This window comes from Lentzea chajnantorensis (genome assembly GCF_054300775.1).
In genome coordinates, this window is record NZ_JBSDZT010000002.1 from 5,382,475 (window position 1) to 5,395,984 (window position 13,510).

Here is a 13,510-nt window from a genome sequence, read left to right on the forward strand (position 1 = left end):
AACGCTTCGACACCGGTCCGGTCGCGGCTGACCCGGAACCCGCAGTTCAGCCGCGGGCTTCCCCGGCTTCCACGAAAGTCTCACAGCGGTACGGCGTCGAGTGCCTTGTAGATGCGCTTGTCGCTGACGGTGTAGCGGGTGCCGATGGTCTGCGCGAAGTACGACAGCCGCAGTTCCTCGATCATCCAGCGGATCTCGTCGAGCTCGGGTGCGGGTTCGTCGGCGGGGGTCTGGGCGCGCAGCTCCCGGTACTCGGCGTGGACCTGGTGGACCTTGGCGGTCCATTCGAGGTCGCGGCGCGGGTTCTCGGGCAGCTTCTCGACGCGCCGGCTGATGCCCTTGAGGTAACGCACGAGGTCCGGCAACCGGTCGTAGCCGGTGTCGGTCACGAAACCCTTGTACACCAACGAGTTGAGCTGCCCGCGGATGTCGTTGACCGAGTCAGGGGCGCCCTTGAGGCCGGAGAGCTTGAGCTCGGCCTCGTGGGCGGCTTCGAGGACCTTGCGGACCTCCTGCACGGTGACCCAGGTGGTGTCGGTGAGCGCGGCCTGCACCTTCTTCAGCTGCGCGGCGTAGGCCTTGGCGTCCCAGGCCGGCTCGCCCATGAGCCGGTCGACGGCGGCGGTGATGCAGTCCGACAGCAGGTTCGCGACGCCGCCGTGGGGGTTGCGGGTCAACGCGAGCTTGGAGGCGTTGTCGAGGTGGCGCTGCAGGTGCTTGACCGGTGAGTTGACGCCCAGCAGCAACAGCCTGCGCACCCCGCGGCGGTGGGCGTGGGCCTGGCGGCCGGGGGTGTCGAGGACCTTCACGGCGACGCTGTCACCGCGGTCGACCAGCGCCGGGTAGGCGGTGACGGTGATGCCGGACTGGCGTTGCTCGATGGTGCGGGGCAGGGCGTCGAAGTCCCAGGTCGTGAGCCCGGTGCGTTCGAGGTGCCCGGCGGCCTGCGACAGCGACTCGCGGACCTCGGCGCGCAGCTGGGTCTTCAGCGCGGCGATGTCCTTGCCCTCGGCGAGGGTGCGGTTGTGCTCGTCGACGACCTGGAAGGTGAGCTTGAGGTGGTCGGGGACGGCGTCGAGCTGCCAGTCCTCGCGGTGCACGGTGACACCGGTGAGGGCTTTGAGCTCGCGTTCGACCCCGGCCAGCAGGCTGGTGTCGGCGGGGTCGATGCGGGCGAGCACGGCGGTGGCGACGTCGGGGACGGGCACGAAGTTGCGGCGGATCTGCTTGGGCAGCGACCGGATGAGGGCGACGACGAGGTCGTGGCGCAGGCCGGGGATCTGCCAGGAGAACGCGTCGTCGTCCAGCGTTGTGAGCGCCGGCAGCGGCAGCTGGACGGTGACGCCGTCCTTCTTGGCGCCGGGTTCGAAGTGGTAGCTCAGCGGCAGGGTGAGCTCGCCTTGGCGCCACTGGTCGGGGTAGGCGTCGGGGCGGACGTCGGCGCGGTCGTTGACCAGCATGTCCTTGGTGAAGGTGAGGAGGTTCTTGTTCTTCTGCTTCTTCCACCAGGTGTCGAAGTGCCGTGCGGAGACGACGTCGGCGCCGACGCGGTGTTCGTAGAACTCGTAGAGGGTTTCCTCGTCCACGACGATGTCGCGGCGCCGGGCCCGGTTCTCCAGCTCCCCGACCTCCTCGAGCAGGGCGCGGTTGGTGTGGAAGAACCGGTGGTGGGTGGTCCACTCCCCCTGCACGAGGGCGTGGCGGATGAACAGCTCCCGCGACAGCCCGGGGTCGATGCGCCCGTAGTTGACCTTGCGGCCGGCGACGATCGGCACCCCGTAGAGAGTGACCTTCTCCAACGCGACGACGGAGCCGCGTTTGGCTTCCCAGTGCGGTTCGGAGTAGGTGCGTTTGACGACGTGCTCGCCGAGGCGTTCGGCCCACTCGGGTTCGATCTTGGCGACGATGCGGCCCCACAGCCGGCTGGTCTCGACGAGCTCGGCGGCCATCACCCACTGGGGTGGTTTCTTCGCGAGGGCGCTGCCGGGGAAGATCGCGAACTTGGCGTTGCGGGCGCCGAGGAACTCGGTCAGGGGACGGCGTTTCTCACCGGGTGCCTGCTTTTTGAGGACGTCTTTGACGCCGATGTGGCTGAGCAGCCCGGACAGCAGCGCGATGTGGATGTTGCGCGGGTCGCCGGGCTGGTCGTTGAGGGTCATGCCGATCTGCTTGGCGACCTGGCGCAGCTGCAGGTAGATGTCCTGCCATTCGCGCACGCGCAGGTAGTTGAGGAACTCGGCCTTGCAGCGCTTGCGGAACTGGTTGCCCGACAGTTCCTTCTGCTGCTCCTTGAGGTAGCGCCACAGGTTGAGGAAGCTGACGAAGTCGGAGTCGGCGTCGACGAACCGGGCGTGCTGCTGGGTGGCGGCTTCCTGGGCGTCGGCGGGCCGTTCGCGGGGGTCCTGGATGGACAGCGCGGCGGCGATGATCATGACTTCTTTGAGGCAGCCGGTGGTGTCGGCCTCCAGGACCATGCGGCCCAGGCGGGGGTCGACGGGCAGGGCGGCGAGCTTGCGGCCGGTGGGGGTGAGCTTCTGCTCCCCCGCCCCCTTCTGCCCGGTGCTGATGGCGCCGAGCTCCTGCAGCAGGCCGATGCCGTCGTTGATGTTGCGACTGTCAGGCGGGTCGATGAAGGGGAACTTCGCGACGTCACCGAGGCCGATGTTGGTCATCTGCAGGATGACGCTGGCGAGGTTGGTGCGCAGGATCTCCGCGTCGGTGAACTCGGGGCGGGCCTCGAAGTCCTCCTCGGAGTACAGGCGGATGCAGATGCCCTCGCTGACGCGGCCGCAGCGGCCCTTGCGCTGGTTGGCCGACGCCTGGCTGATGGGTTCGATGGGCAGGCGCTGGACCTTGAGGCGGTGGCTGTAGCGGGAGATGCGGGCGGTGCCGGGGTCGATGACGTACTTGATGCCCGGCACGGTGAGGCTGGTCTCGGCGACGTTGGTGGCGAGCACGACGCGGCGGCCGGTGTGGCGCTGGAACACCCGGTGCTGCTCGCCGACGGACAGCCTCGCGTAGAGCGGCAGGATCTCGGTGTTGCGCAGGTCCTCTGCTTTGAGGGCGTCGGCGGTGTCGCGGATCTCCCGTTCACCGGACAGGAACACCAGGACGTCGCCGGGGCCTTCCGCCTGCAGCTCGTGGACGGCGTTGATGATGCCCTGGGTCTGGTCGTCGTCCTCCTCCAGCGGCCGGTAGCGGGTCTCGACGGGATAGGTGCGGCCGGAGACCTCGATGATCGGCGCGTCGCCGAAGTGGGCGCTGAAGCGCTGCGGGTCGATGGTGGCGGAGGTGATGACGACCTTGAGGTCGGGGCGGCGCGGCAGCAGCTGCTTGAGGTAGCCGAGCAGGAAGTCGACGTTGAGGCTGCGTTCGTGGGCCTCGTCGATGATGATCGTGTCGTAGCGGCTCAGCGTCCGGTCGGTCTGGATCTCGGCGAGCAGGATGCCGTCGGTCATGAGCTTGACCAGCGTGTCGTCGCCGGACTGGTCGGTGAAGCGGACCTTGTAGCCGATGGTGTCGCCGAGCGTGGTGCCCAGCTCCTCGGCGACGCGTTCGGCGACGGTGCGGGCGGCGATGCGGCGGGGCTGGGTGTGGCCGATCTGGCCGGTGATGCCGCGGCCGAGCTCCAGGCAGATCTTGGGCAGCTGGGTGGTCTTGCCGGACCCGGTCTCACCGGCGACGATCACGACCTGGTGGGCCGCGATGAGGTCCTTGATCTCGTCCTTGTGCCGGCTGACCGGCAGCTCGTCGGGGTAGCTGATCGGGGGGACGGACTCCCTGCGCAGCGCGACCTTGACGGCGGCCTCGTCGATCAGGCCGGCGATCTCCTCGGTGATCTTGCGGCGCGCCAGGGGGTCTGTGACCTTGCGTGCGCCGTCGAGGCGCCTGGCGAGCCGGCGTTGATCACGCGGCATGAGCTCAGGCAGGCGTTTGTGCAGTTCAGCGAGCGGGGTGTCCATTTGGGCTCAAGGATAGTCAGGAGGGTGCGAATCCCTCGCGTCAATAACCGGTGGGCTGGCTCACCGGCACCGCCCCCTCACCGCTTCGGGTGCTTTGCGGGGCTTCTGACCTGCGGTGACGCAAAATTGTCAGACCCCCTCGCTAGCGTGCTCGGCATGGACCTGAACCCGTTCGGGGCCCTGGCCGCCGGCCAGGCCGCCCGCCCGCCGTCGGCTCCCGCGCCGAGCCCGCGGCCGGTGCCGTTCGGTGGTGCGCGGACCGCGGAGCCGGGAGCGGACCCGATCGTGGCGTTGTCGGTGGTGCCCGGTTCGGGGCGGTTATCGCACGGGCAACCGGTCGCGGCCGACCTGGGTGCCGCGCGGCAGGCACTGCTCCCGGGCCTGGGTTCGGGCTGCTCACGGCCGTCGCCGGACGGCCGGCGGGGGCCGGGACGCGCCGGCGGTCGGTGGTTCTCATCCGGTCCGCGGAGGATCCCGCGAGGGACTGCGCTGGGTGCGCTGTCGGGTGTGGTGTTCGGGAAGGTGGCGTGATGGACGTCCCGTTCGACGTGGTGGTGTGGCGGGCGCCGGGTCCGGCGTCGTTCGCGGAGGCGGCGGCCCGGTACGCGGAGCTGCGGGCCTCGCTGCTGGGGGCGTTCGACCCGGCGGTGGCGGCGTTCGTGCGGGAGCTGCGCCAGACCGCACCGGACCCGGCGGTTCCGGCCCGGTGGGACGAGGCGCTGACGGTGGGCACGGACGCGGTGATCGTGCACGTGGTGTGGCCGCAGTGGCGCCGGGTGGCGGAGCTGGTGGGGTTGCTGGCGGCCAAGCACGGCCTGGTGTGCTACGAGCCGTCGCGCCAGGCGGCGATGTCGTGACGCAGCCGCGCTTTCACCCGCGGCGGCGCGAAGGAGGCGTCGACGGCGGTGAGGGCGAAGGAGGCCATGCGGGTGTCGGTGAAGCCGAAGGCGGCGCGCACCCGTGAGTACTCCTCGGTCAGGGTGGTGCCGGTCGAGGCGGGGATGTCGGTGTTGAGCGTGACGGTCAGCCCGGCGTCGAGCAGGTGTGGCAGCGGATGAGAGGAGAGCGAGTCGACCAGTCCCAGCGCGACGTTGGACGAGGGACACACTTCGAGCGGGACGGCGCGGTCGCGCAGCAGTGAGACGACCCCGGGGTCGTCGAGTGCGCGGATGCCGTGACCGATCCGGTCGGCCAGCCCGGCGGTGACCGCGTCGGCGACACTCGGTGCTCCGCACGTCTCCCCGGCGTGGTGCACGAGCCCGATCCCGGCCTCCCGCGCGGCGCGGAACACGGGGGTGAACGGGGTGAGCGGGTGGTCTTCGGCCCCGGCGACCCCGATCGCGACGACCTGCGGGTGCCTGCGCGCGAGCCGCAGCGAGTCCTCGAAGCGCTGTACCGACCGCCTTCTCGGGTGGTCCACGATCACACGGCATTCGATGCCGTGGGCGGTCTGTCCTGCGGCGAGCCCGGCGATCACCGCCTCGAGCGGCATGTCCGGATCACCGAGTCGTTCCCCGTGGCCTGCCGCGGTGAACGTGACCTCGGCGTAGCGGGTCCCCTGCGCTGCTTCCTCGGCGCAGAACTCGTAGGCGATCCGGTGGAAGTCGCCGGGCTCCCGCAGGCAGTCCCGTACCGCGCCGTTGTGCGCGGCGAACGGCCCGAACCCGTCGAAGACCCCGGTGTGGGCGGGCACCCGCACCCCGTGCCGGTCGGCGAGATCGGCGAGCGTGCCGGGGCGGACGGTGCTTTCCAGGTGCACGTGCAGGTGGGCCTTGGGCAACGTCGCAAGATCACGCATGGTCGTGACCCTAGAGAGCCGCACCGGTGCGGCGCCTGCCCATTTCCGCAGGTCACCTCCGCGGGCGAAATGCGCGCGACGGCGGCCGCGGGCGGCCGCTACTTTGCTGCGCATGTCGGATGTTGTGGGGACGCGCCACGGTGCGACGGTCCTGATGTGCTCGCCGGACGGCCCGCTGATCGGTGACGAGCAGTCCGCTGTGGACCTGATCGGCACGTTGTGGGGCCAGGACGTGGCGTGGATCGCGCTGCCGGTGGCGCGCCTGCCGGAGGACTTCTTCCGGTTGCGCACGCGGGTGGCGGGCGCGGTGGTGCAGAAGTTCCAGCAGTACGGGTTCGGGGTGGCGGTCGTCGGGGACATCAGCGGGTACGTGGCGCAGAGCACGGCGTTGCGGGACTTCGTCTTCGAGTCCAACCAGGGCCGGCAGCTGTGGTTCGTGGCGGACGAGGCGAAGCTGGACGAGCGGTTCTCGGCGCTGGCCGGCCGCGCCTGACCCCCACCTGGGTGTGCCCGGCCGCCTGACCGCCGGGCGCTCGACCGCGTGGCTGCTTCGGGTGCCCGGAACCTCCAGGCACCCGACCGTGGCCGGTCACCTGGCGTTCACCGGACACTCGGCGCTCGCCGTGTGCCTGACCGTCCCGTGTGCCTGTCCGGCGGCGCGCCCCTTGTCCGTCGCCATCCCCCGACCGCCGTCGCGGTGCGCTTGCCGCTCCCGAGTGCGTCCTGCTTCCGAGTACCTGCCGTTTCCGGGCGCCGCGTTCCGCAGCCGTACCACCGCCGTGCGGGCGCTGTTGCAGGCCACTGGCGAGACCTAGGCTCGGGTGGTGGAGATCCGCCGGTCGTTGTCGATGTACGCCAGTCCGCGCCGTTCGCCGTTCGAGGTGTTGCGGCGGCTGTCCGAAAGCGGCCTGATCGCCCCGGACACCACACCGGAGGAGCCGGTCGCGCGGCTGGAGGAGCGTGTGGCGGGGTTGCTGGGCAAGCCGGGGGCGTTGTTCTTCCCGTCGGGGACGATGGCGCAGCAGACGGCGTTGCGGGTGCACGCGGAGACCCGTGGCCGGCGTGCGTTCGCGGGGCATCCGCAGACGCATCTGCAGGTGTGGGAGAACCAGGGGTACAGCGCGGTGCACGGGTTGCGGTTCCACCCGGTCGGTGACCGCAACGCGCTGATGGGGTTGCCGCACCTGCGGGCGGTGGGTGAGCCGTTGGCGGCGGTGGTGTTCGAGCTGCCGCAGCGGGACCTGGGCGGTGTGCTGCCCGCGTGGGAGGACCTGCGGGAGCAGACGCGGTGGGTGCGGGAGCAGGGGGCGGCGGCGCACTGCGACGGGGCGCGGTTGTGGGAGGCGCAGACCGGTTACGAGGCGTCGCTGGCGCAGGTCGCGGACCTGTTCGACACGGTGTACGTGTCGCTCTACAAGGGTCTGGAGGGTGCGCGGGGCGCGGTGCTGGCCGGGGACGAGGTGACGATCGCGCACGCGGCGGTGTGGCGGCGGCGGCTGGGCGGGGCGATCGCGGACGCGTGGCCGTTGGCGGTGCTGGGGTTGCTGGGGCTGGATGAGGTGCTGCCGCGGATGGCGGAGTGCCGCGACCACGCGCGGGCGCTGGCGAAGGCGATCAACGACGACGGGTTCGCCCGCACCCACCCGGTGGTGCCGCAGACGCCGATGTTCCACGTCCACCTGCCGATGCCCCCGGCCGACGCCGAACGCGCGGCGCAGGCCCTGGCGGAGGAGACGGGGGTGAAGCTGTTGCTGTACACGCGGTCGAACCCGGATCCGGGGCGGTGCAGCTTCGAGGTCGGGGTGGGGATCGGGGCGCTGGAGCTGTCGCCGCGGGAGGTCGCGGAGTTGATCAGAGGGCTACCATCGCGGGTGTGAGCCTGCCGGAGCCGGTGAAGAGCGCGCTGGTGCGGGTGTCGCACTCGGTGCTGGTGGACGGTGAGGCGCTGGCGGCGGTGCGGGCGCGGTTCGACGACGAGCAGGCGGCGTCGCTGGCGAGCTATCTGCGCAACGCCCAGTCGCCGAACACGGTGCGCGCGTACCGGTCGGACTGGGTGGGGTGGGCGGGGTGGTGTGCGGCGGAGGGCCGGCAGGCGTTGCCCGCGGATCCGCTGGACGTGGCGGTGTACCTGGCGGCGGCGGCGGACGCGGTGCGCGAGGACGGGTTGCCGGCGTTCGGGGCCTCGACGCTGGAGCGCAAGTCTGCGGCGATCTCGGCGGTGCACGCGGCGAACGGGTTGCCCAGTCCGACGCGCAGTGACGTGGTGCGGTTGACGTTGCGCGGTATCCGCCGCTCGCGCAAGGCGCAGCCGCGGCGCAAGCGGCCGGTGCTGCTGGACACGCTGGAGGCGTTGCTGGCCGAGCGGCCGGCGCAGGGTCCGGCGCGGGCGCGGGACGCGGTGCTGCTGCTGGTGGGGTTCGCGGGGGCGTTGCGGCGCAGTGAGCTGGCGGCGATCGAGTTCGAGGACGTGGCGGTGGACGTGGATCCGCGCACGCACGAGCCGTTGCTGCTGATCGCGCTGGGGACGACGAAGACCGACCAGACCGGCAAGCACCAGCAGACGGTGGTGCTGCCGCGTGGCAGCAGGCGGCCGACGTGCCCGGTGTGCGCGTTCGCGGACTGGGCCGATGTGCTGGAGGGCCGCGAGCCGCGGGACTCGGGTCTGCACCGCTGTCACGGCTACCGGGGCACCACGCGCACGGGGCCGGTGTTCCCGGTGGTCAACCGGCACGGCGGCATCGGGGAGAAGGCGATGTCGGGGCGTGCGGTGGCGGAGCTGGTGAAGCGGTACGCGGTGCGGGCGGGGCTGGACCCGGAGCTGTTCGGGGGGCATTCGCTGCGGGCGGGGTTCGCGACGCAGGCGGCGCTGGGCGGGGCGAGCGACCGGGAGATCATGCGGCAGGGCCGGTGGACGAACCCGCGCACGGTGCACCGCTACATCCGCACGGCGAACCCGTTGGAGGACAACGCGGTCACCCGTCTGGGCCTGTGAATTCGTGACCCAGGTCTCAGTGAATCGCGTTAACTGTAAACAAGATCCCCGCCGGTAGGGCTGCACCGGCCGGCGCAGCGCGCTGCGCCGTCGGCAGGAGTGCCGCCGGGTGTTTCCGTCGCGTTTCCACATTGGTTGAGCTGTGGTTTTGGTTCAGCATTCGGACAAATCCCGATCTCGTGACCAGCACCGCAGGTCAATTCATGAAGCAATCTCGGATTCTGGGAGTGGATGGTTCCCTGCACTCTGCGCAATACGATCGCCACGCCCGGTCATCGAGACGAAGGTCGGGCTGTTCCACGGTGCCCGGTCCGGCACCCCTGTAACGCCGGAACGGGCTCCCCCTGCGTGTGAACAGGAGTCCCATGAAGCGCATCAGCCTGGGCATCACCACCGCCCTCATATCAGCGGTGGCGTTCGCCGCCGCCGGCACCTCGGGAGCCGGCGCGGCACCACAGCCGGTCAACCCGTTGCTCGCCAAGTCCGAAGCACTGCACGCGGCAGCCGAGCAGGCGGGGACGATCTCCTCCGCCCTCGGCCTGTCCGGCGGTGAACGGCTCGTGCCCCGCGACGTCGTGCGCGACGCCGACGGCACCGCCCACATCCGCTACGACCGCACCCTGGGCGGCCTGAAGGTCATCGGCGGCGACCTGGTCGTCGCCCGGAAAGCCGGACAGGTCACCGGCGTGACCAAGGCGTCGCAGGCCTCCCTCGCCGGCCTCGACACCACCGCCGTCACCACCGCACGTTCCGACGCCACGCTGGTGGTGTTCGCCCTCGACCACGCCCCCGTGCTGGCGTGGGAGCAGGTCACCCACTCGGTCAAGGACGACCAGACCCCGAGTGAGCTGCACACCTTCACCGACGCCCGCACCGGGCAGACGCTGCTGAGCTACGACGGCGTGCACGACGTCGAGGGCACCGGCCAGTCGACCTTCAGCGGCACCGTCGCGCTCAACACCACCCAGTCGGGGACGACGTTCCAGCTCAAGGACCCGGCGCGCGGCAACCAGTCCGTGAACAACCTCAACAACACCTCCGGCACCGGCACGCTGTTCACCGACGCCGACAACAAGTGGGGCAACGGCACCTACACCGACAAGGCCACCGCCGGTGTCGACGCCGCCTACGGCGCCGCGCAGACGTGGGACTACTACAAGAACGTCCACGGCCGCAGCGGCATCAAGAACAACGGTGTGGGCGCGCTGAGCAAGGTCCACTACGGCAACAACTACAGCAACGCGTTCTGGACGGACTCGTGCTTCTGCATGACCTACGGCGACGGCGCCCAGAACCGCAACCCGCTGACCTCGATCGACGTGGCCGCGCACGAGATGTCGCACGGCGTCACCTCGGCCACCGCGGGCCTGGTGTACTCCGGTGAGTCCGGCGGCCTCAACGAGGCCACCAGCGACATCTTCGGGTCCACCACGGAGTTCCACGCGGCCAACGCCGCCGACGCCGGTGACTACCTGATCGGCGAGAAGATCAACATCCGCGGTGACGGCAAGCCGTTGCGCTACATGGACAAGCCCTCCAAGGACGGCAGGAGCCTGGACTACTGGTCGTCCTCGGCGGGCAGCGTCGACGTGCACTACTCCTCGGGCATCGCCAACCACTTCTTCTACCTGCTGTCCGAGGGCAGCGGCGCGAAGACGATCAACGGTGTCGCCTACGACTCCCCCACCGTCGACAACCAGCCCGTCACCGGCATCAGCCGCGCCAAGGCCGAGAAGATCTGGTACCGGGCGCTGACCACCAAGTTCACCTCCAGCACCAAGTACGCCGCCGCCCGCACCGGCACCCTCGCCGCCGCGGCCGACCTGTACGGCGCCTCGTCGCCGGAGTACGCGGCGGTCAACCGGGCCTGGGCCGCGGTGAACGTCAAGTAGAGACCCGCCGGGAAGAAGACCGGGGCCCGGACCGCTTCCCCCTGCACGGTCCGGGCCCCGGCCTACATCCACTAGGGCGTCTCCCGCGGCTCCAGATCGGTCGCCGCGAGGAACGACCCGTCCATGTGGAACGGCACCGACTGGTGCTCGTGGACCACCAGCCACCGCCCCTCCCGCCGGCGCAGGCCCACGGTGACGCGCATCCACATCGAGAACCCCTCCGGGTAGCCGACCGGGACCGCCGCCAGCCGCGCCAGACCGTGCGCGAACGCCACATCACCCGACACCGCGACCCGCAGATCCCGGTGCTCCAGCGTGATCGGCCCGCTGAACCCGGCCATCCACCCCGCCAGCGCCTCCGGGTCACGCGCGTCCAGACCCGTGTTGCGCAACGGCGGCGCCAGCGTGCACGTCACCGCGTCCCGCGCGTACCGGGCGACGATCCGTTCCGGGGACCGCAACCTCATGCCCTGCTCGTGCTCGGTGAACACCGCGCGAACCGCGGTCTCCTCCCGCACCGACGTCGTGGTCATCTCCCACACCTCCCTCTCGACTGACACACCGGTGTCGAGACACGGCCCGCGGATTCGACATGGCGGTGAGAAGATCTCTCGCCAGCCAGCCGAGCGGAGGCCGGAAGTGAAGTACCTGATCCTGATCTACAGCAACCCGAAGTCGCGGGCGGCCTGGGAGAAGCTGACCGACGAGCAGCAGAGGCAGTTCGGCCAGGCCCACTACGACCTCACCGACACGCTGCGCGCCTCCGGTGAGCTGGTCGTCAGCGAAGGCCTGCCCGGACCCGAGACCGGCAAGGGCGTCAGCATCCGCGGCGGCGAGGTCGTCGTCACCGACGGGCCCTTCGCCGAGGCCAAGGAGTACCTCGCCGGGTTCTACCTGGTCGAAGCCGACACGATCGACCAGGTCATCGCCCACGCCGCCACGTTGCCCGACGCCCACAACGACGGCATCGAGGTCCGCCCGGTGTGGGACAGGTCCACGCTGGACGACCTGTGACCACACCCCTGGTCGAGGGCCTGCTGCGTGAGCTCGCGCCGCAGGTCCTCGGCGTGCTCGTACGCCGCCACGGCCAGTTCGACGTGTGCGAGGACGCCGTGCAGGAAGCCCTGCTGCAAGCCGCGCAGCAATGGTCGGCCGACGGGCTGCCGGACAACCCCAAGGGCTGGCTCATCACCGCGGCGAGCCGCCGGTGGATCGAGCAGTACCGGGCAGACCTCGCCCGCCGGGCACGGGAGGACAAGGTCGCCGCCCTGACCCCATCGCCCGCGGACCCGGCGCCGGCCCGCGACGACACGCTCACGATCCTCGCGATGTGCTGCCACGAAAGCCTCACCACGGCATCACAGATCGCCCTGACACTGCGCGCGGTGGGCGGCCTCACGACAGCGGAGATCGCCAGGGCGTTCCTCGTACCCGAAGCCACCGTGGCACAGCGCATCAGCCGGGCCAAGCAGAAGATCAAACAGGCCGGGGCCACGTTCCGGCCGCCCACCGACCTCACCGCCGTCCTGCACGTGCTCTACCTGATCTTCACCGAAGGCTCCACCGCCAGCTCCGGCGACACCCTCGTCCGCGTCGACCTCACCGCCGAAGCCCTCCGCCTCACCCGCCGGCTGCACCACACCCGACCCGACGACGGCGAACTCACCGGACTGCTCGCACTGATGCTGCTCACCGACGCCCGCAGACCCGCCCGCACCACCGAACACGGCGACCTGGTCCCGCTGGCCGAACAGAACCGCGGCCTGTGGGACACCGACGCCATCGACCAAGGCACCCGGCTCATCCAGCACGCCCTGCGCACCACCCAGATCGGCCCCTACCAGCTGCAAGCCGCCATCGCCGCCGTCCACGCCGACGCGACCACCGCCGACGACACCGACTGGCCCGAGATCCTCGGCCTCTACGACCTGCTCACCGCACTGGCACCCGGCCCCATGGTCGCCCTCAACCGCATCGTCGCCCTCGCCATGGTCCACGGCCCCGACCGGGCCCTCGCCGAGCTGTCCACACTGGACCTCGACCACCACCGCGTCCACGCCGTCAAAGCACACCTGCTCGACCTGCGCGGAGACCACCACCACGCCCGCGAAGAGTACGACAAAGCCGCCACACTCACGCTGAACGCCCAGGAACAGCGCTACCTCAAGCTCCGGTCGCGCCACCCACGGTAGCGTCCGACGACGGCTCCTCCTGCGGCGGCGCCTTCGGCACCACACCCGCCAGATCCCCACCGTTGTCGTTCACCCGCAACACGAACGGCCGCGTCTGCGTGTACTGCACCACCGACACCGAACACGGATCCACCACAATCCGCTGGAACCCGTCCAAGTGCACACCCAGCGCATCCGCCAACACCGACTTGATCACATCACCGTGCGAGCACAACACCCACACCGCACCCGGACCGTGCTCCTCGGCGATCCGCGCATCATGCGCTCGCACCGCGGCCACCGCACGCGCCTGCACGTGCGCCAACCCCTCACCCTCCGGGAACACCGCCGCCGACGGGTGCTGCTGCACCACCGTCCACAACGGCTCGCTCAACAAGTCCTTGAGCGCCTTGCCGGTCCACGCCCCGTAATCCACCTCGGACACGTCCGGCTCCGCGACCGCCTCCAGCTCCCGGTCCGCCAGCAACGGCGCCAACGTCTCCTCACACCGCTGCAACGGCGACGACACCACCGCAGCCACCGGGATGTCCCTCAACCGGGCGACGAGAGCCGCGGCCTGCGCCTGCCCCCGCTCGTCCAAACCCACACCCAACATCCGCCCGGCGAGCACACCGGAACCGTTGGCGGTCGAACGAGCATGTCGAAGCAGGATCACCGTGGCCACGGCACCCACC

Annotated in this window: 11 protein-coding genes; 7 read left to right on the top strand and 4 right to left on the bottom strand. The window is 70.5% G+C overall.

All coding sequences use genetic code 11. The annotated features are described in order from the left end of the window. Positions 1 to 80: 80 nt before the first annotated feature. On the bottom strand, positions 81 to 3,962 hold the full coding sequence (gene hrpA, locus ACVDFE_RS26720) for an ATP-dependent RNA helicase HrpA (protein ID WP_458432303.1): 3,882 nt from the start codon (positions 3,960 to 3,962) through the stop codon (positions 81 to 83). A 530-nt stretch (positions 3,963 to 4,492) separates the two neighbouring features. Between hrpA and ACVDFE_RS26725 the strand changes: the two genes are divergently transcribed. Continuing rightward, positions 4,493 to 4,819, top strand: a complete 327-nt coding sequence (locus ACVDFE_RS26725; protein ID WP_458432304.1) for a hypothetical protein — start codon at positions 4,493 to 4,495, stop codon at positions 4,817 to 4,819. Here the strand turns inward: ACVDFE_RS26725 and add are convergent. Continuing rightward, positions 4,786 to 5,760, bottom strand: coding sequence for an adenosine deaminase (gene add / locus ACVDFE_RS26730; protein ID WP_458432305.1), 975 nt, complete (start codon positions 5,758 to 5,760; stop codon positions 4,786 to 4,788). The two genes, ACVDFE_RS26725 and add, sit on opposite strands and share 34 nt — an antisense overlap. 112 nt (positions 5,761 to 5,872) lie before the next feature. Here add and ACVDFE_RS26735 point away from each other — a divergent pair, with 112 nt between their 5' ends. The 4 genes from ACVDFE_RS26735 (at position 5,873) to ACVDFE_RS26750 (ending at position 10,644) form a co-directional block, all read left to right on the top strand. Beyond that, complete coding sequence (locus ACVDFE_RS26735; protein WP_458432306.1) at positions 5,873 to 6,253, top strand: DUF4180 domain-containing protein; 381 nt, start codon at positions 5,873 to 5,875, stop codon at positions 6,251 to 6,253. A 331-nt stretch (positions 6,254 to 6,584) separates the two neighbouring features. Further along, a complete protein-coding gene (locus tag ACVDFE_RS26740) occupies positions 6,585 to 7,637 on the top strand; it encodes a threonine aldolase family protein (protein WP_458432307.1) in 1,053 nt (350 codons plus the stop codon). Then, positions 7,634 to 8,752 carry a site-specific integrase gene (locus ACVDFE_RS26745; protein WP_458432308.1) on the top strand — a complete coding sequence of 373 codons (1,119 nt, stop codon included), beginning with the start codon at positions 7,634 to 7,636 and terminating at the stop codon, positions 8,750 to 8,752. Before ACVDFE_RS26740 ends, ACVDFE_RS26745 begins: the two co-directional genes overlap by 4 nt. Positions 8,753 to 9,117: 365 nt before the next feature. Beyond that, positions 9,118 to 10,644, top strand: coding sequence for a M4 family metallopeptidase (locus tag ACVDFE_RS26750; protein ID WP_458432309.1), 1,527 nt, complete (start codon positions 9,118 to 9,120; stop codon positions 10,642 to 10,644). Positions 10,645 to 10,715: 71 nt separating this feature from the next. Here ACVDFE_RS26750 and ACVDFE_RS26755 read toward each other — a convergent pair whose 3' ends face one another. Further along, on the bottom strand, positions 10,716 to 11,177 hold the full coding sequence (locus ACVDFE_RS26755) for a YybH family protein (protein ID WP_360394733.1): 462 nt from the start codon (positions 11,175 to 11,177) through the stop codon (positions 10,716 to 10,718). A gap of 106 nt (positions 11,178 to 11,283) precedes the next feature. On the opposite strand from ACVDFE_RS26755, the gene ACVDFE_RS26760 reads away from it, so the two are divergent. Together ACVDFE_RS26760 and ACVDFE_RS26765 are read left to right on the top strand one after the other, a co-directional pair. Further along, on the top strand, positions 11,284 to 11,658 hold the full coding sequence (locus ACVDFE_RS26760; RefSeq protein ID WP_360394736.1) for a YciI family protein: 375 nt from the start codon (positions 11,284 to 11,286) through the stop codon (positions 11,656 to 11,658). Beyond that, on the top strand, positions 11,655 to 12,836 hold the full coding sequence (locus ACVDFE_RS26765) for an RNA polymerase sigma factor (protein ID WP_458432310.1): 1,182 nt from the start codon (positions 11,655 to 11,657) through the stop codon (positions 12,834 to 12,836). Before ACVDFE_RS26760 ends, ACVDFE_RS26765 begins: the two co-directional genes overlap by 4 nt. On the opposite strand, the gene ACVDFE_RS26770 is transcribed toward ACVDFE_RS26765, so the two are convergent. Further along, positions 12,808 to 13,500, bottom strand: a complete 693-nt coding sequence (locus tag ACVDFE_RS26770) for a histidine phosphatase family protein (RefSeq protein WP_458432311.1) — start codon at positions 13,498 to 13,500, stop codon at positions 12,808 to 12,810. The genes ACVDFE_RS26765 and ACVDFE_RS26770 overlap by 29 nt on opposite strands. Between the last annotated feature and the right edge of the window lie 10 nt (positions 13,501 to 13,510).